The 17,709-nt window shown below is 67.6% G+C and carries 11 protein-coding genes and 3 rRNA genes; 2 read left to right on the top strand and 12 right to left on the bottom strand.

Annotated elements, in window-relative coordinates; translation table 11 throughout:
• Positions 1–51 precede the first annotated feature (51 nt).
• From BLW57_RS21970 to BLW57_RS21950, 5 genes are all read right to left on the bottom strand, one after another.
• Positions 52–792, bottom strand: coding sequence for a VC0807 family protein (locus BLW57_RS21970; RefSeq protein ID WP_093476730.1), 741 nt, complete (start codon positions 790–792; stop codon positions 52–54).
• Positions 793–885: 93 nt separating this feature from the next.
• Positions 886–1,530 (bottom strand): HAD family hydrolase, encoded by a 645-nt coding sequence (locus tag BLW57_RS21965; RefSeq protein WP_093476728.1) that lies wholly within the window; start codon positions 1,528–1,530, stop codon positions 886–888.
• Between the two features lie 61 nt (positions 1,531–1,591).
• Positions 1,592–1,708, bottom strand: a 5S ribosomal RNA gene (gene rrf, locus BLW57_RS21960).
• A gap of 86 nt (positions 1,709–1,794) precedes the next feature.
• A 23S ribosomal RNA gene (locus BLW57_RS21955) occupies positions 1,795–4,915 on the bottom strand.
• A gap of 304 nt (positions 4,916–5,219) precedes the next feature.
• Positions 5,220–6,745, bottom strand: a 16S ribosomal RNA gene (locus BLW57_RS21950).
• The 16S, 23S and 5S rRNA genes sit together here, the layout of an rRNA operon.
• An 820-nt stretch (positions 6,746–7,565) precedes the next feature.
• On the opposite strand from BLW57_RS21950, the gene trpS reads away from it, so the two are divergent.
• Entirely contained in the window at positions 7,566–8,585 is a 1,020-nt protein-coding gene (gene trpS / locus BLW57_RS21940; RefSeq protein WP_093480818.1) for a tryptophan--tRNA ligase, read from the top strand.
• 97 nt (positions 8,586–8,682) lie between these two features.
• Here trpS and proC read toward each other — a convergent pair whose 3' ends face one another.
• From proC to BLW57_RS21910, 6 genes are all read right to left on the bottom strand, one after another.
• Complete coding sequence (proC, locus tag BLW57_RS21935; RefSeq protein ID WP_073901013.1) at positions 8,683–9,495, bottom strand: pyrroline-5-carboxylate reductase; 813 nt, start codon at positions 9,493–9,495, stop codon at positions 8,683–8,685.
• A 69-nt stretch (positions 9,496–9,564) separates the two neighbouring features.
• Positions 9,565–10,347: an ABC transporter permease gene (locus BLW57_RS21930; RefSeq protein ID WP_093476727.1), complete on the bottom strand. Its 783-nt coding sequence runs from the start codon at positions 10,345–10,347 to the stop codon at positions 9,565–9,567.
• Positions 10,344–11,144 carry an ABC transporter ATP-binding protein gene (locus BLW57_RS21925; protein ID WP_093476725.1) on the bottom strand — a complete coding sequence of 267 codons (801 nt, stop codon included), beginning with the start codon at positions 11,142–11,144 and terminating at the stop codon, positions 10,344–10,346. Before BLW57_RS21925 ends, BLW57_RS21930 begins: the two co-directional genes overlap by 4 nt.
• 155 nt (positions 11,145–11,299) lie before the next feature.
• Positions 11,300–12,076, bottom strand: a complete 777-nt coding sequence (locus BLW57_RS21920) for a class I SAM-dependent methyltransferase (protein WP_093476724.1) — start codon at positions 12,074–12,076, stop codon at positions 11,300–11,302.
• Between the two features lie 271 nt (positions 12,077–12,347).
• A complete protein-coding gene (locus BLW57_RS21915; RefSeq protein WP_093476722.1) occupies positions 12,348–12,872 on the bottom strand; it encodes a hypothetical protein in 525 nt (174 codons plus the stop codon).
• Between the two features lie 61 nt (positions 12,873–12,933).
• Positions 12,934–13,263 carry an SH3 domain-containing protein gene (locus BLW57_RS21910; protein WP_093476721.1) on the bottom strand — a complete coding sequence of 110 codons (330 nt, stop codon included), beginning with the start codon at positions 13,261–13,263 and terminating at the stop codon, positions 12,934–12,936.
• 197 nt (positions 13,264–13,460) lie between these two features.
• On the opposite strand from BLW57_RS21910, the gene BLW57_RS21905 reads away from it, so the two are divergent.
• Entirely contained in the window at positions 13,461–15,689 is a 2,229-nt protein-coding gene (locus BLW57_RS21905) for a protein kinase domain-containing protein (protein WP_093476719.1), read from the top strand.
• Between the two features lie 50 nt (positions 15,690–15,739).
• Here BLW57_RS21905 and ilvD read toward each other — a convergent pair whose 3' ends face one another.
• Entirely contained in the window at positions 15,740–17,593 is a 1,854-nt protein-coding gene (gene ilvD / locus BLW57_RS21900) for a dihydroxy-acid dehydratase (protein ID WP_093476718.1), read from the bottom strand.
• Between the last annotated feature and the right edge of the window lie 116 nt (positions 17,594–17,709).

Genomic DNA, 17,709 nt, shown 5'->3' with positions numbered 1-17,709 from the left:
TGGGTAGATCAAGCCAAAGATGAATTTCCTTCAGCTTCACCGAGCACCGAGTCAGGCGGCGACGGCGACGGCGACCTCGGGCTGCGCCCGGTCGGCGCCGGCCTCCACCTCGGCGGCCAGCATCCCCTCCATCGGCGCGACGGCCAGGCCGCCGCTGACGACCATCGCGACCGCGACCGTACCGATCATGACGACCGTCCCGAGCCACACCATCGTGTCCACCGGGACGGTGTAGGCCCCCACGACCCGCGCCACGCACTCGGCGAACAGCGCCACGCCCCAGACGACGGAGAAGACGCTCTCCTTCCGCCGGAAGGCGGCGGAGGCGGTCGCCTTCCCGGTCATCAGCCGCTCCCAGGCGGCCTCCTTCGCCGCGTCGCCCTTGATGAGGAAGGGCTTCATACCGGCGGTCATCATCGGCTTGCCGAGCCGTACGGAGACCAGGATGCCGATGGCGACCGTGCTGCTGATCCCGCTGTCCTTGGCGAGCATCAGCCGCGGGTCGCCGGAGACGAAACTCAGCAGCAGCGAGACGACGTTCACGACGAGGATGAGGCCCGCGAGCCCGTTGGTCCTGCGTTCCCTGACCAGGCTCCACACGGTCCGCAGCGCCGGCACGACGCTGCTCCAGGCGAGCGCCGCGAAGACGCTCATCCCGAAGGCCTCCTTGAGGAGGTAGTACGAGCCGAGCGGCACCGCCACGTCGACGAGCAACGGCTTGAAGTTGTCGAGCACGCTCGGGTTGCGCTTCCGCTGCTCGCTCCGGCCCTGGGCCCCCGTGTTCTTCGTCATGCGTTCAGCTTCGCCGACACAGGGGGGCCGGCTGTAGAAACGATCGTCCGGAGGTCCGCATGACAAATGTCAGGAGCGGACCGGTGGCCCGCGTCATACCAGCAGGTCAGCCAATTCGCCCATGTCGGCGAAGAGTTGGTTCGCCTGCGCCAGCCTGCTCGCCGGCGTCATCGCGGTGAAGCCGTACACGTCCATCCCGGCCGCCACGGCCGCCTGGACGCCGAGGGGGGAGTCCTCCACCACCAGGCACCTCTTGGGTGCGACTCCCATGCGCCGGGCCGCGTACAGGAAGAGGTCGGGCTCCGGCTTGCCCCGCCCGACGTCCTGCGAGCTGAAGACGCGGTCCTCGGTGAACCACCGGTCGAGTCCGGTCGTCCGATGCCCCACTCTGATCCGTTCGTGGCTCCCGGAGGAGCCCACGCAGTACGGCACGCCGTCGGCGGCCAGTTTCTCCAGCACGCCTCCGACGCCGGCCACGGGCTGCAACTCCCGCTCGAAGGCAGCGAAGACGCGCGCGTGGAAGACGTCGTCGAAGTCGTCCGGCAGCCGCTGCCCGGTCCGCTCCAGGACGAGCTCGTGGATCCGGTGCATCGCCGACCCCATGTAGTCCCGTATCGACTCCTCGTACGACGTCGGGTGCCCCAACTCCGTCAGATACGTGGCGAGCAGCCGATTGGAGATCGGCTCACTGTCGACGAGGACGCCGTCGTTGTCGAAGATGATGAGGTCGTAGCGCATACGTCGACCCTAAACGCAGAAAACCCCCGCATCCGTGGATGCGGGGGTTTTCCCAAAGATTGTTCGGCGGCGTCCTACTCTCCCACAGGGTCCCCCCTGCAGTACCATCGGCGCTGTGAGGCTTAGCTTCCGGGTTCGGAATGTAACCGGGCGTTTCCCTCACGCTATGACCACCGAAACACTATGAAACTCTCAACCGAAACGCCCGCACATGGGGGCGACCTGGTCGTGGTTTCAGAACCAACACAGTGAACGCGAGCATCAATGGACAAGCCCTCGGCCTATTAGTACCAGTCAACTCCACCGGTTGCCCGGCTTCCATATCTGGCCTATCAACCCAGTCGTCTACTGGGAGCCTTACCCTCTCAAGGAGGTGGGAATACTCATCTCGAAGCAGGCTTCCCGCTTAGATGCTTTCAGCGGTTATCCCTCCCGAACGTAGCCAACCAGCCATGCCCTTGGCAGGACAACTGGCACACCAGAGGTTCGTCCGTCCCGGTCCTCTCGTACTAGGGACAGCCCTTCTCAATATTCCTACGCGCACAGCGGATAGGGACCGAACTGTCTCACGACGTTCTAAACCCAGCTCGCGTACCGCTTTAATGGGCGAACAGCCCAACCCTTGGGACCGACTCCAGCCCCAGGATGCGACGAGCCGACATCGAGGTGCCAAACCATCCCGTCGATATGGACTCTTGGGGAAGATCAGCCTGTTATCCCCGGGGTACCTTTTATCCGTTGAGCGACGGCGCTTCCACAAGCCACCGCCGGATCACTAGTCCCGACTTTCGTCCCTGCTCGACCCGTCGGTCTCACAGTCAAGCTCCCTTGTGCACTTACACTCAACACCTGATTGCCAACCAGGCTGAGGGAACCTTTGGGCGCCTCCGTTACCCTTTGGGAGGCAACCGCCCCAGTTAAACTACCCATCAGACACTGTCCCTGATCCGGATCACGGACCCAGGTTAGACATCCAGCACGACCAGACTGGTATTTCAACGACGACTCCACAACCACTGGCGTGGCTGCTTCAAAGTCTCCCAGCTATCCTACACAAGCCGAACCGAACACCAATATCAAACTGTAGTAAAGGTCCCGGGGTCTTTCCGTCCTGCTGCGCGAAACGAGCATCTTTACTCGTAGTGCAATTTCACCGGGCCTATGGTTGAGACAGTCGAGAAGTCGTTACGCCATTCGTGCAGGTCGGAACTTACCCGACAAGGAATTTCGCTACCTTAGGATGGTTATAGTTACCACCGCCGTTTACTGGCGCTTAAGTTCTCAGCTTCGCCCCACCGAAATGGAGCTAACCGGTCCCCTTAACGTTCCAGCACCGGGCAGGCGTCAGTCCGTATACATCGCCTTACGGCTTCGCACGGACCTGTGTTTTTAGTAAACAGTCGCTTCTCGCTGGTCTCTGCGGCCACCCCCAGCTCACCGAGTAAATCGGATCACCGAGCGTGGCCCCCCTTCTCCCGAAGTTACGGGGGCATTTTGCCGAGTTCCTTAACCATAGTTCACCCGAACGCCTCGGTATTCTCTACCTGACCACCTGAGTCGGTTTAGGGTACGGGCCGCCATGAAACTCGCTAGAGGCTTTTCTCGACAGCATAGGATCATCCACTTCACCACAATCGGCTCGGCATCAGGTCTCAGACTATGTGCAAGGCGGATTTGCCTACCTTGCGTCCTACACCCTTACCCCGGGACAACCACCGCCCGGGATGGACTACCTTCCTGCGTCACCCCATCACTCACCTACTAACCGCTTGGTTCGGCGGCTCCACCACTCCCCTCAACTCCGAAGAGATCAGGGCGGCTTCACGGCCTTAGCATCACGATGCTCGATGTTTGACGCTTCACAGCGGGTACCGGAATATCAACCGGTTATCCATCGACTACGCCTGTCGGCCTCGCCTTAGGTCCCGACTTACCCTGGGCAGATCAGCTTGACCCAGGAACCCTTAGTCAATCGGCGCAAACGTTTCTCACGTTTGTATCGCTACTCATGCCTGCATTCTCACTCGTCAACCGTCCACAACTACCTTCCGGTGCTGCTTCACCCGGCAGACGACGCTCCCCTACCCATCACAGCACCCGTTGGGGCTTATTGCTGCAATGACACGACTTCGGCGGTACGCTTGAGCCCCGCTACATTGTCGGCGCGGAATCACTAGACCAGTGAGCTATTACGCACTCTTTCAAGGGTGGCTGCTTCTAAGCCAACCTCCTGGTTGTCTGTGCGACTCCACATCCTTTCCCACTTAGCGTACGCTTAGGGGCCTTAGTCGATGCTCTGGGCTGTTTCCCTCTCGACCATGGAGCTTATCCCCCACAGTCTCACTGCCGCGCTCTCACTTACCGGCATTCGGAGTTTGGCTAAGGTCAGTAACCCGGTAGGGCCCATCGCCTATCCAGTGCTCTACCTCCGGCAAGAAACACACGACGCTGCACCTAAATGCATTTCGGGGAGAACCAGCTATCACGGAGTTTGATTGGCCTTTCACCCCTAACCACAGGTCATCCCCCAGGTTTTCAACCCTGGTGGGTTCGGTCCTCCACGAAGTCTTACCTCCGCTTCAACCTGCCCATGGCTAGATCACTCCGCTTCGGGTCTTGAGCGTGCTACTGAATCGCCCTGTTCGGACTCGCTTTCGCTACGGCTTCCCCACCCGGGTTAACCTCGCAACACACCGCAAACTCGCAGGCTCATTCTTCAAAAGGCACGCAGTCACGAGATACAGCAAGCTGCATCCGACGCTCCCACGGCTTGTAGGCACACGGTTTCAGGTACTATTTCACTCCGCTCCCGCGGTACTTTTCACCATTCCCTCACGGTACTATCCGCTATCGGTCACCAGGGAATATTTAGGCTTAGCGGGTGGTCCCGCCAGATTCACACGGGATTTCTCGGGCCCCGTGCTACTTGGGTGTCTCTCAAACGAGCCGTTGACGTTTCGACTACGGGGGTCTTACCCTCTACGCCGGACCTTTCGCATGTCCTTCGCCTACATCAACGGTTTCTGACTCGTCCTACGGCCGGCAGACCGCAGAAGAGAGATCCCACAACCCCGCATGCGCAACCCCTGCCGGGTCTCACACGCATACGGTTTGGCCTCATCCGGTTTCGCTCGCCACTACTCCCGGAATCACGGTTGTTTTCTCTTCCTGAGGGTACTGAGATGTTTCACTTCCCCTCGTTCCCTCCACACTGCCTATGTGTTCAGCAGCGGGTGACAGCCCATGACGACTGCCGGGTTTCCCCATTCGGAAACCCCCGGATCAAAGCCTGGTTGACGACTCCCCGGGGACTATCGTGGCCTCCCACGTCCTTCATCGGTTCCTGGTGCCAAGGCATCCACCGTGCGCCCTTAAAAACTTGGCCACAGATGCTCGCGTTCACTGTGCAGTTCTCAAACAACGACCAGCCACCCATCACCCCGAACCAACAGGCTCGAGTTCACTGGGGCCGGCGACTGAAGGAAGAACATTCCCTCAGACACCCAACAGCGTGCCCGGCACGATCAGCCGATCAGATCTGCGTTCCACGCCCCGAGGGGCAGTACTAGCGCCTGATCCATCCTGGATCGTGCCGAATAATCAACGTTCCACCCATGAGCAACCAGCACCGGACATTCGCCGATGTACTGGCCTCTGACCGGGCAAGCCCGGTAAGAAGTGCTCCTTAGAAAGGAGGTGATCCAGCCGCACCTTCCGGTACGGCTACCTTGTTACGACTTCGTCCCAATCGCTAGTCCCACCTTCGACAGCTCCCTCCCACAAGGGGTTGGGCCACCGGCTTCGGGTGTTACCAACTTTCGTGACGTGACGGGCGGTGTGTACAAGGCCCGGGAACGTATTCACCGCAGCAATGCTGATCTGCGATTACTAGCAACTCCGACTTCATGGGGTCGAGTTGCAGACCCCAATCCGAACTGAGACCGGCTTTTTGAGATTCGCTCCACCTCACGGTATCGCAGCTCATTGTACCGGCCATTGTAGCACGTGTGCAGCCCAAGACATAAGGGGCATGATGACTTGACGTCGTCCCCACCTTCCTCCGAGTTGACCCCGGCGGTCTCCTGTGAGTCCCCATCACCCCGAAGGGCATGCTGGCAACACAGGACAAGGGTTGCGCTCGTTGCGGGACTTAACCCAACATCTCACGACACGAGCTGACGACAGCCATGCACCACCTGTACACCGACCACAAGGGGGCGCCTGTCTCCAGACGTTTCCGGTGTATGTCAAGCCTTGGTAAGGTTCTTCGCGTTGCGTCGAATTAAGCCACATGCTCCGCTGCTTGTGCGGGCCCCCGTCAATTCCTTTGAGTTTTAGCCTTGCGGCCGTACTCCCCAGGCGGGGAACTTAATGCGTTAGCTGCGGCACCGACGACGTGGAATGTCGCCAACACCTAGTTCCCACCGTTTACGGCGTGGACTACCAGGGTATCTAATCCTGTTCGCTCCCCACGCTTTCGCTCCTCAGCGTCAGTAATGGCCCAGAGATCCGCCTTCGCCACCGGTGTTCCTCCTGATATCTGCGCATTTCACCGCTACACCAGGAATTCCGATCTCCCCTACCACACTCTAGCCTGCCCGTATCGAATGCAGACCCGGGGTTAAGCCCCGGGCTTTCACACCCGACGTGACAAGCCGCCTACGAGCTCTTTACGCCCAATAATTCCGGACAACGCTTGCGCCCTACGTATTACCGCGGCTGCTGGCACGTAGTTAGCCGGCGCTTCTTCTGCAGGTACCGTCACTTTCGCTTCTTCCCTGCTGAAAGAGGTTTACAACCCGAAGGCCGTCATCCCTCACGCGGCGTCGCTGCATCAGGCTTTCGCCCATTGTGCAATATTCCCCACTGCTGCCTCCCGTAGGAGTCTGGGCCGTGTCTCAGTCCCAGTGTGGCCGGTCGCCCTCTCAGGCCGGCTACCCGTCGTCGCCTTGGTGAGCCACTACCTCACCAACAAGCTGATAGGCCGCGGGCTCATCCTTCACCGCCGGAGCTTTCGACCCCCGCAGATGCCTGCAGGAGTGATATCCGGTATTAGACCCCGTTTCCAGGGCTTGTCCCAGAGTGAAGGGCAGATTGCCCACGTGTTACTCACCCGTTCGCCACTAATCCCCACCGAAGTGGTTCATCGTTCGACTTGCATGTGTTAAGCACGCCGCCAGCGTTCGTCCTGAGCCAGGATCAAACTCTCCGTGAATGTTTACCGGTAATCCGGTGCACACATCACGAGAGCGGAACCACCGGAGGAATAGTCCGATGGTTCACAGCGTCCTCGCTGTGTTTTTTCAAAGGAACCTCGTCCCGATCGTGATGACCGGAGACGGGGTATCAACTAATCTGGCGTTGATTTTTGGCACGCTGTTGAGTTCTCAAGGAACGGTCGCTTCCTTTGTACTCACCCTCTCGGGCTTTCCTCCGGGCTTCCCTTCGGTGTTTCCGACTCTATCAGATCTTTCCGATCCGATTTCCTCGGTGCTTTCCAGGTTCCCGCTTTCGCGTTTCCCTTTCCGGCGGTTCCGACTCTATCAGATCCTTTCGGCGTCCGATTCCCGGTCGGCGGGGTTTGTCTTCCCGGCCCTTGGGCCGTTCCGACGAGTGAGACTTTAGCGGATTCCTCGCCCCCGAGCTAATCGGGGGCCGGCGCCCTTTCGAACGCGGATTCCTCATTTCGCAAATACGCACGCCAAAACATTCGACGCCGAAGCGACGAGAGAGTGGTTGGTACCTGCGGAATGGCTGTCCGGGGCCGACCGGAGTCGGTGCTCACGTCGGACAACTCGGAGAACAGTACGCATCGGCCCGGGGTGTGTCAACCCTCGTCCGGGCGGCCCTCCGGCGGCGTACTGTGGTCGTCATGTCTACGCGTACGTGTATCCAGCTCTGGTGGGCCGCCTGACGGCGGCCGTACACACGTATGCACTCAACGGCCGCCGCTTCGGCGGCCGTTCTCGTATCTCCTCCGGGACTCCGGGGGCCGGCCGCAGAAGCGGCGGTCCCGATCAGGAGGTGGAGTGGAGATGACGCGGGTCTTCAGCGGGATCAAGCCGACCGGGCACGTGACCCTCGGGAACTACCTGGGCGCCATGCGGCGGTGGGCCCAGGTGGACCAGCACCGGGCGGACTCGCTGTTCTGCATCGTGGATCTGCACGCGCTGACCGTGGACCACGATCCGGCGCGGGTGCGCAGGCTCAGTAGGCAGGCGGCGACGCTGCTGCTGGCGACCGGGCTCGCCCCGGAGGTCTGCACGGTCTACCTGCAGAGCCATGTCGACGAGCACACCCGGCTGTCCTATCTGCTGGAGTGCGTGGCGACCGACGGCGAGATGCGGCGGATGGTGCAGTACAAGGAGAAGTCCGCGCGCGAGCGGGAGCGGGGCGGCAGCGTCCGGCTGTCGCTGCTGACGTATCCGGTGCTGATGGCGGCGGACATCCTGGCGTTCGGCACGGACGAGGTGCCGGTCGGCGACGACCAGGTGCAGCACGTGGAGCTGGCGCGGGACGTGGCGGTGCGGTTCAACCAGCGGTACGGGCACACCTTCGTGGTGCCGCGCGCGACCCGGCCGGGAGTGGCGGCGCGGGTGATGAACCTCCAAGGCCCGACGTCGAAGATGGGGAAGTCGGAGGACTCGGGGCCGGGGATCGTGTACCTGCTCGACGAGCCCGACGTGGTGCGCAAGAAGGTGATGCGGGCCGTCACCGACAGCGGGCGGGACGTCGTGTACGACCGGGAGAACCGGCCGGGCGTGGCGAATCTGCTGGAGATCCTCGCCGCGTGCACGGACGGGAGGCCCGAGGCGCTGGCCGGCGCGTACGAGTCGTACGGCGCCCTGAAGAAGGACACCGCGGAGGCCGTGGTGGAGGTCCTCGGGCCCGTGCAGGCCAGGCACCGGGAGTTGTGCGCGGACCCCGCGTACGTGGAAGGGGTCCTCCGGGACGGAGCGGAGAAGGCACGGGCGATGGCGCGACCGACCGTCGATGCCGCGTACCGGGCGATCGGGCTGCTGCCACCGGTGTTCGACACGGCCCTGACCGCGTAGGTCTTCGGGTGGGCCGGGTGCCCGGGAGCGGTCGGCCGGTGCCGGAGGGGGGACCCCATTCGGCACCGGTTCGGTCCCGTCGGCCGGAGCGGGCTTCTCAGTCCTTCTTGCCGGAGGCGAGTTCGCGGCTGCGGTCGCGGGCGGCTTCGAGGGCAGCGATCAGGGCGGCGCGTACGCCGTGGTTCTCCAGCTCACGGATTGCGTTGATCGTCGTACCGGCCGGCGAGGTGACGTTCTCGCGGAGCCTGACGGGGTGCTCGCCGCTGTCGCGGAGCATCACGGCGGCGCCGATCGCGGACTGGACGATGAGGTCGTGGGCCTTGTCGCGGGGCAGACCGAGCAGGATGCCGGCGTCGGTCATGGCCTCGACCAGGTAGAAGAAGTACGCCGGGCCGGAGCCGGACAGGGCGGTGCAGGCGTCCTGCTGGGACTCCGGCACGCGCAGGGTCTTGCCGACGGCCCCGAAGATCTCCTCGGCGGTGGCCAGGTGCGCGCCGGTGGCGTGGGTGCCGGCGGAGATGACGGACATGGCCTCGTCGACGAGGGCCGGGGTGTTGGTCATGACGCGGACGACCGGGGTGCCCGCGGCCAGGCGCTCCTCGAAGAACGAGGTGGGGATGCCGGCGGCGCCGCTGATGACCAGGCGGTCGGCGGGGATGTGCGGGGCGAGCTCGTCCAGGAGGGTTCCCATGTCCTGCGGCTTGACCGTGAGGATCAGGGTGTCGGCGGTCTTGGCGGCCTCGGCGTTGGCGACCGGGGTGACTCCGTACCGGGTGCGGAGTTCCTCGGCGCGTTCGGGTCGGCGTGCGGTGACCAGGAGATCGGCCGGAGCCCAGCCGCCCCGGATCATTCCGCTGAGCAGGGCTTCGCCGATCTTGCCGGTGCCGAGGACTGCGACTTTCTGGCTCATGGAGTCATCCTCGCACCGGCTCCGGACGGTGGGCGGGGTTGTCCGGCAGGCGGAACACCGCAGCGGTGCCTACGCGGTACGGCGCCTGAGGGTCGCCGCGCCCAGTCCCAGGACGAGCAGTGCGCAGCCGGCCACGATCAGGACGTCGCGGACGAAGGTCGCGGTCATGTCGGTGTGGTGCAGGACCTGGTTCATGCCGTCCACGGCGTACGACATCGGCAGGACGTCGGAGACGGCCTCCAGGGCGGGGTGCATGGCGGAGCGGGGAGTGAACAGGCCGCAGAGGAGGAGCTGGGGGAAGATCACCGCGGGCATGAACTGGACCGCCTGGAATTCCGAGGCCGCGAAGGCCGAGACGAACAGACCGAGGGCCGTGCCGAGGAGGGCGTCGAGGAGGGCGACGAGGAGGAGCAGCCAGGGTGAGCCGGTGACGTCGAGGCCGAGCAGCCACACGGCGAGGCCGGTGGCGAGAGCCGACTGGACGATGGCGAGGGCGCCGAAGGCGAGGGCGTAGCCGGCGATGACGTCCGCCTTGCCGAGGGGCATGGCGAGGAGGCGTTCGAGGGTGCCGGAGGTGCGTTCACGCAGGGTCGCGATGGAGGTGACCAGGAACATCGTGATCAGCGGGAAGATCCCGAGCAGGGAGGCGCCGATGTTGTCGAAGGTGCGGGGGCTGGCGTCGAAGACGTAGCGCAGCAGGATCAGCATCAGGCACGGGATGAGGATCATCAGCGCGATGGTGCGCGGGTCGTGGCGGAGCTGGCGCAGTACCCGGGACGCGGTGGCGCTGCTGCGGGCGGCGCTGAAGGCGCTGGTGGGTGCGGCGGTGTGCGCGCGGCCGGTCGTGCTCATCGGGTGCTCTCCTTGCTGCGGCCCGCGGTGGCGGCCTGGTCGACGAGGTGAAGGAAGGCGGCCTCGACCGTGTCGGTGCCGGTGCGGGTGCGCAAAGCGTCCGGGGTGTCGTCGGCGAGGATCTCGCCCTCGCGCATGAGGAGGAGGCGGTGGCAGCGCTCGGCCTCGTCCATGACGTGGGAGGAGACGAGGAGGGTGGCGCCCCGGCCGGCGGCGAGTTCGTGGAAGAGCTGCCACAGGTCGCGGCGCAGGACGGGGTCGAGGCCGACGGTCGGCTCGTCGAGGACGAGGAGTTCGGGGGCCCCGAGCAGGGCGACGGCCAGGGAGACGCGGCTTCGCTGGCCGCCGGAGAGATTGCCGGCGAGGGCGTCGGCGTGGCTGGTGAGGTCGACGTCGGCGATGGCCCGGGTGACGTGCTCCTGGCGGCGTTCGTCGGCGGTGCGGCCGGGGTCGAGGATCGCGGCGAAGTACTCGAGGTTCTGGCGGACGGTCAGGTCGTCGTAGACGGAGGGCGCCTGGGTGACGTAGCCGATGCGGTTGCGCAGGCCGGGGTGGCCTGCCGGGTGGCCGAGGACGTCGAGGGTGCCGGTGACCTTGGCCTGGGTGCCGACGACGGAGCGCATGAGGGTGGATTTGCCGCAGCCGGAGGGGCCGAGCAGGCCGGTGATCTGACCGCGGGGGACGGTGAATCGGAGGTGATGCAGGACCGTGCGGGGGCCGCGCCGGACGGTGAGGTCCTCGGCGTGGACGGCGGGGGTCGGGGCCGGGTGTGGTGGGTCCGGCACGTAATTCATCATGTGATGAATAATTGCGCCGCGGACAGGGGCCGTCAAGGGGGGGGACTCGACGGTTCTCGGTGCGGGCCGGCGGGACTCCTGGGTGTGCGGCCGCATGCGAAAGCGGCGGCCGGGGGGACCCGGCCGCCGCTCCGTCGGCTGTGGGAGCCCGGGTCTCAGGGTCTGGTGGCGACGAGCAGGAGCACGTCGTAGACCTCCTCGACCACGCCGTCGGGGAAGACCTCCAGCAGGTGGCCGCGCTCCTCCTGGAGGAAGCCGTTCCGGGAGTACTCGGGCGTGAGGAGGAACGCCGAGTGGCTGCCGATGTTCGCGAGGTGGGTGTCGACCGGGACGCGGCGGCTCCAGCGGACCACCCGTCGGCTGAAGCCGAGGCGTCCGCTCGGGTCGGCCAGTTCCGGGCGGGTGCCGTCCCGCTGCTGGGCGACGACGTCCGTGCCGAGGAAGCGGCCGATACGGCCCGCGGCCTCGGCGAGCCAGGGCACGTCCAGGGCGTCGCCGTTCCACCACAGCGCCAGCGCACCGCCCGGCCGCAGCACCCGCAACGCCTCGGGCACCGCGCGGGCCGGGTCGGTCCAGTGCCAGGCCTGGGCGTAGGTGACGAAGTCGGCGTGGCCGCCGGCGACGGGGAGGGCGTTGCCGTTGCCCCGGACGATCGGGATGTGCGGCAGCCCGCGGCGGAACTCGGCGGCCATGCCCGCGCCGGGTTCGACGGCGAGGACGTCGGCGCCGCGGCCGTGCAGGAGGGCGGTGGCGATTCCGGTACCGGCACCGACGTCCACGACCCGGGCGCCGGACAGGGAGCGGCCGGCCAGTTCCTCGACGGTGTCGAACAGCGCGGGCGGGTAGGACGGGCGGTTCGCGGCGTACTGGGCCGCCGCGGCGTTGAAGGAGTGGGCGCGGGCGGCGTGCGAGGGCGGCTGCGTCGTGGTCATACGACCATGCTCGGTGAGCGCGGCATCCGGTGGCACCGCATTTCCGTGACCGCGCCCGGCGACCGGACCGGGTGGCCGGCGTGGGCCGGCGCCGTGTGCGGTGGGGCGCGGCCGGCGCGGTGATCCGGCTCGGCGGCGAACGCTTCCCGGTCGACGCGTCCGCCGGGAGCGGGGCGCCGGACGTCGAGGGGTACGCGGCGAGGGGCGGGCCCCGGCGTGGAACCGGCCGGCAGTGGGCGTTCCGGCGAGCCGGTACCGGTGGCAGCCGCCGTCAGCGGTGCCGCTTCTTCTTCGCCGGGTTGCCGGTGCGGCGGGTGGTACGGCGTTCGTACTCCTCGCGGGCCTTCTCGTACTCCTCGCGGTGCAGCTTCTCGCCCGGGGCCTCGGTGAGGGAGCGGAAGAAGTAGGCGAGGAGGGAGCCGACGAAACCGATGGCGAGCAGGCCGCGCAGGGAGGCCTGGCGCTGGGGGTCGTGCCGGCTGCCGAAGCCCTCCCAGGTGTTGCGGAAGGCGAGCGCGCTGCAGATCGCGAACATGGCGATGATCAGCACGGTCACGAAGGAGCCGGTGTCGGCGATCGCGATGCCCTCGTAGGCGAAGCGCAGCACCAGGCAGGAGGCGGCGGCCGCGACCAGGGACCCGGCGGCGACGCCGGCGCGGCGCGCCGCGTAGCCGGCGTCGTGGTTCACCCAGGAGGTGCCGAAGAAGCGCAGCGGCTCCGGGTGGGGGCCGCTGGTCGGGGCCGTCTCGCCCGCGGAGCCCGCTGGGGTGTCCGGGGTGCCGGTTTCGTCGCTCACGGGACGATTATGGCGCCGGACCCCGGCGGGCTCCCGGCCGGGTCGGCCGTCGCGGGTGGCGTCAGAGCGCGCAGCGCGAGGCGACGTAGCCGTCGCTGCCCGTGTTGACGTAGGCGTCGGACACGTACTGGCCGTTGTCGATGTTGTCCCAGATCTTGGTGGTGCCGTACGGGCCGGTGACCGTGGTGCCGGGCGCCTGGCAGAAGATCGCCACGCGGGAGCCCTCGGGGAGCACGCGGACGATGCCGTACTGGGTGCCGGGGCCGCTGCGGACGTTCAGGCTGGCGCCCGGGGCGACCGCGAAGGTGCGCACGGCGGCCTCCGCCGTCAGGGCTTCCTGCTCGCCGGAGCCCTGGACCGCTTCCGGGTGGTCGACGGAGTCGACGGACATGAGACTTCCCCCCTCGGCCCCACGGCTGTCATGGGGACCGTCGTTCCCCCGGTCACGGTGACCGAGGCGACAGAAGCGAGTCGCTGAACAGCTGTGCGCGACTCGCACGCGGAGGCTAGCAAGCCGCCTCTGTCCCGCACGAGTCATCGACTAGGCTCCGTGCGTCGCGCGCGGACGACGAGCACGGGGGGCGGTCCATGGCGCCACAGCGCAGCAGCGGAACGGGCGCGGAAGCGGAACTTCCCGAGTACGCCGGCCACTACCGCCTGGAGTCATGTCTCGGTTCCGGCGGGATGGGGGTCGTCCATCTCGCCCGCAGCACCTCGGGGATGCGGCTCGCGGTGAAGGTCGTACACGCCGAGTTCGCGCGGGATCCCGAGTTCAGGGGCCGCTTCCGGCAGGAGGTGGCCGCCGCCCGGCGGGTCAGCGGTGCTTTCACCGCGCCCGTCGTCGACGCCGATCCGGAGGCCGAACGGCCCTGGATGGCCACGTCGTTCATTCCCGGGCCGACCCTCTCCGACCAGGTGAAGCGTCATGGACCCATGGCACCGGAGCAGTTGCGGCGGCTGATGGCCGGACTCGCGGAGGCGCTGCGCGACATCCACCGGGTCGGCGTGGTGCACCGGGACCTCAAGCCGAGCAATGTGCTGCTCGCGGACGACGGGCCGAAGGTCATCGACTTCGGGATCTCCCGGCCGAAGGACAGTGAACTGCGCACCGAGACCGGGAAGCTGATCGGCACGCCGCCGTTCATGGCGCCCGAGCAGTTCCGCCGGCCGCGGGAGGTGGGGCCGGCGGCGGACATCTTCGCGCTCGGCTCCGTCATGGTCCACGCGGCCACCGGGCGGGGGCCGTTCGACTCCGACAGCCCGTACGTGGTGGCGTACCAGGTGGTGCACGACGAGCCCGATCTGACGGGTGTGCCGGAGAGCCTCGCGCCACTGGTGGTGCGCTGTCTCGCCAAGGAACCCGACGAGCGGCCGACGCCCGACGAGTTGATGCGGGAGCTGCGCTCGGTGGCGGCCTCGTACGACACCCAGGCCTTCATCCCGGCTCAGCGGACCGGTGACGACGCGGGGCAGCGGGCCGGTGACACCGCGGGTCCCCTGGCCGGTGCCCGAGCCGGACGGCGGGACGGCGCCGACGGGGAACAACGGCTGCCCGCGCCCGGAGCCGGCGTACCGGAGGGCGGCGGACGACCGTCCCGGCGGTCGCTCCCCGGCCGCTGGGCCCGGCGGGTGCTTCCCGGCCGCCCGGTCGTACGGCGGAGTCTCGTCGCGGCCGTGGCCGTCGTCCTGGTCGTGGGCGGGGTGTGCACGGCGCTGCTGTGGCCGCGCGGTGCGGACGGACCGGAGGTGAAGGAGACCGGGGCCCGGGCCGGTGTGCCCGCGGTCCGGGCGTGGCGGACGCAGCCGGCGGACCGGGGGTCCGGGATACCGCGGTGCACGGAGGGTGCCCGGCGGCTGCTGTGCTTCCGGTCCGGTTCGGCGTACGCGCTCGACGCGGCGGACGGCACGCGGCTGTGGCGGCGCGCGGTCGGCGGGCCGGACGCGAACGGCGCGCCCGCGCTGGCCGGCGGGGTACTGGTGCTGCCGACGGAGGGGGGCCGGCGGCTGGTGGGCCTGGATCCGGCCTCCGGCCGGACCCGCTGGCAGCGGGACCAGGCCGCCGGCACGGAGACGCGGATCGCGGGCGACATGCTCCTCGTCACCGGCACGGACGGCGCGGTGACGGGGGTGGACGGAGCATCGGGGCGCGAGAGCTGGCACCGCCGGCTGCCCGGCCGCGGCACCCCGGCCCTGACCGCCGACGCCGGCGGCACCCTGGTCCACGCGGCCACCACCTCGCTGGACGGGGCGTACACGCAGGTCACCGAGTTGGACGCGGGTACTGGCGACACACGCTGGACGGCGCGGCTGCGGGGCGTGCTGCGGCCGGTCGGCAGTGACGGCGGTGCGCTGATCCTGCTGTCCGACGACAGCGCGGCGGCGGTCACGGACGCGGTGGTCCGCTACTCGCCGGCCTCGGGCACGACCCGCCGGACGAGGCTGACCGTGCCGCTGACGGCTCCGCAGGCGGCCGTGCACGGCCGGGTGCTGCACCTGCTGGCCGCCGGCGGCTCGCTGGAAGCCGTCGACCTGCGCACCGGCAAGCGGCGCTGGCACCTGGAGACGGCGGTGAGCCGGGGCTCGGCGCCGGTCGCCACCGCCGATCACGTCTACGTCAGCGCCCCCGACGGGCGCCTGCTCGCCGTGGCCGCCCGGGACGGACGCCTGCTCGGGCAGACACCGCCCCGGCTCGGGGCGGGCTCGGGCCAGGTCGCCGGCACCCTGCCGGCTCCGCTGGCCGCGGGCGCCCAGGTGTACGCCACGGCGCCCGACGGCAGCGTCTTCGCCGTGGACGGCCGTACCCCCGCGGCCTGGTGAGACGGCGCGGGGCCGCCCCCGGTGGGAGCGGCCCCGCGCGGGAGTCCGGGTCAGCCGAGCTTGCTCACGTCACGGACGGCGCCCTTGTCCGCGCTGGTCGCCATGGCGGCGTAGGCGCGCAGGGCGGCGGAGACCTTGCGGTCGCGGTCCTTCGGGGCGTACACGCCGTCGAGGGCCTGCTCGCGGCGGGCCAGTTCGGCCTCGTCCACCAGCAGTTCGATCGTGCGGTTCGGGATGTCGATGCGGATGCGGTCGCCGTCCCGGACCAGGGCGATGGTGCCGCCGGAGGCCGCCTCGGGGGAGGCGTGGCCGATGGAGAGCCCGGAGGTGCCGCCGGAGAAGCGGCCGTCGGTGATCAGCGCGCAGCTCTTGCCGAGGCCGCGGCCCTTCAGGTACGAGGTCGGGTACAGCATCTCCTGCATGCCGGGGCCGCCCTTGGGGCCCTCGTAGCGGATGACGACGACGTCGCCGTCCTTGACCTCCTGGGTGAGGATCCGCTGGACGGCCTCCTCCTGGGACTCGCAGACCACGGCCGGCCCCTCGAAGGTCCAGATCGACTCGTCGACGCCGGCCGTCTTCACGACGCAGCCGTCGACCGCCAGGTTGCCCCTGAGGACCGCCAGACCGCCGTCCTTGGAGTAGGCGTGCTCGGCGGAGCGGATGCAGCCGTTCTCGGCGTCGTCGTCCAGGGAGTCCCAGCGCTCGGACTGGGAGAACGCCTCGGCGGAGCGGACGCAGCCGGGGGCTGCGTGCCAGAGTTCCACGGCCTCGGGCGAGGGGGAGCCGCCGCGGACGTCCCAGGTCTTCATCCAGTCCGAGAGGGACGGGCTGTGGACCGCGTGGACGTCCTCGTTCAGCAGGCCCGCGCGGTGCAGTTCGCCGAGGAGGGCCGGGATGCCGCCGGCGCGGTGCACGTCCTCCATGTAGTACGTGCGGTTCTTCGCGACGTTGGGCGCCACCTTGGCCAGGCAGGGCACCCGGCGGGAGACGGCGTCGATCTGCTCCAGGCCGAAGGGGACGCCGGCCTCCTGGGCGGCGGCCAGCAGGTGCAGGATCGTGTTCGTGGAGCCGCCCATCGCGATGTCCAGCGCCATGGCGTTCTCGAAGGCCTGGAAGGTGGCGATGTTGAGGGGCAGGACGGTGTCGTCGTCCTGCTCGTAGTAGCGGCGGGTGAGGTCCATGACCGTGCGGGCCGCGTTCTCGTACAGGGCGCGGCGGGCGGTGTGAGTGGCGAGGACCGAGCCGTTGCCGGGCAGGGAGAGGCCGATGGCCTCGGTCAGGCAGTTCATCGAGTTGGCGGTGAACATGCCGGAACAGCTGCCGCAGGTGGGGCAGGCGTTCTCCTCGATGCGCAGGATGTCCTCGTCGGAGATCTTGTCGTTGACGGCGTCGGAGATCGCGTCGACCAGGTCGAGGGTGCGGACCGTGCCGTCGACCAGCGTGGCCCGGCCGGACTCCATGGGGCCGCCGGAGACGAAGACGGTGGGGATGTTCAGGCGCAGGGCGGCCATCAGCATGCCCGGGGTGATCTTGTCGCAGTTGGAGATGCACACGAGGGCGTCGGCGCAGTGGGCCTCGACCATGTACTCCACCGAGTCCGCGATCAGGTCGCGGGAGGGCAGGGAGTAGAGCATGCCGCCGTGACCCATGGCGATGCCGTCGTCGACGGCGATCGTGTTGAACTCGCGGGGGATGCCGCCCGCCTCCTTGATCGCCTCGCTGACGATCCGGCCGACCGGCTGGAGGTGGGTGTGGCCCGGCACGAACTCGGTGAAGGAGTTCGCGACGGCGATGACGGGCTTCCGGCCGATGTCCGCACCGGGTACACCGGAGGCGCGCATAAGGGCGCGGGCGCCCGCCATGTTGCGGCCGTGGGTGACTGTGCGGGACCTCAGCTCGGGCATCGTCGCTCGCTCCTTCGAAGACCTTCTGCCAGTGAGTTCTGACTGTCTACGAGCGTACGCCGCGCCTCCAAGGACTGGACACGGCTGTCCGGAATGCGGGACACGTGTCCCATGGG

It is taken from the genome of Streptomyces sp. 1222.5 (assembly GCF_900105245.1).
Taxonomy (GTDB): Bacteria; Actinomycetota; Actinomycetes; order Streptomycetales; family Streptomycetaceae; genus Streptomyces; species Streptomyces albidocamelliae.
The sequence above is the reverse complement of the archived record's forward strand: the minus strand, read 5'-3'. Positions and strand labels throughout refer to the sequence as shown.

Excerpts from the sequence above, each read along its gene's own strand:
- BLW57_RS21970 (WP_093476730.1), bottom strand. The coding sequence starts at position 792 with ATGACGAAGAACACGGGGGCCCAGGGCCGGAGCGAGCAGCGGAAGCGC.
- BLW57_RS21965 (WP_093476728.1), bottom strand. The coding sequence starts at position 1,530 with ATGCGCTACGACCTCATCATCTTCGACAACGACGGCGTCCTCGTCGAC.
- trpS (WP_093480818.1), top strand. The coding sequence starts at position 7,566 with ATGACGCGGGTCTTCAGCGGGATCAAGCCGACCGGGCACGTGACCCTC.
- proC (WP_073901013.1), bottom strand. The coding sequence starts at position 9,495 with ATGAGCCAGAAAGTCGCAGTCCTCGGCACCGGCAAGATCGGCGAAGCC.
- BLW57_RS21930 (WP_093476727.1), bottom strand. The coding sequence starts at position 10,347 with ATGAGCACGACCGGCCGCGCGCACACCGCCGCACCCACCAGCGCCTTC.
- BLW57_RS21925 (WP_093476725.1), bottom strand. The coding sequence starts at position 11,144 with ATGATGAATTACGTGCCGGACCCACCACACCCGGCCCCGACCCCCGCC.
- BLW57_RS21920 (WP_093476724.1), bottom strand. The coding sequence starts at position 12,076 with ATGACCACGACGCAGCCGCCCTCGCACGCCGCCCGCGCCCACTCCTTC.
- BLW57_RS21910 (WP_093476721.1), bottom strand. The coding sequence starts at position 13,263 with ATGTCCGTCGACTCCGTCGACCACCCGGAAGCGGTCCAGGGCTCCGGC.
- BLW57_RS21905 (WP_093476719.1), top strand. The coding sequence starts at position 13,461 with ATGGCGCCACAGCGCAGCAGCGGAACGGGCGCGGAAGCGGAACTTCCC.
- ilvD (WP_093476718.1), bottom strand. The coding sequence starts at position 17,593 with ATGCCCGAGCTGAGGTCCCGCACAGTCACCCACGGCCGCAACATGGCG.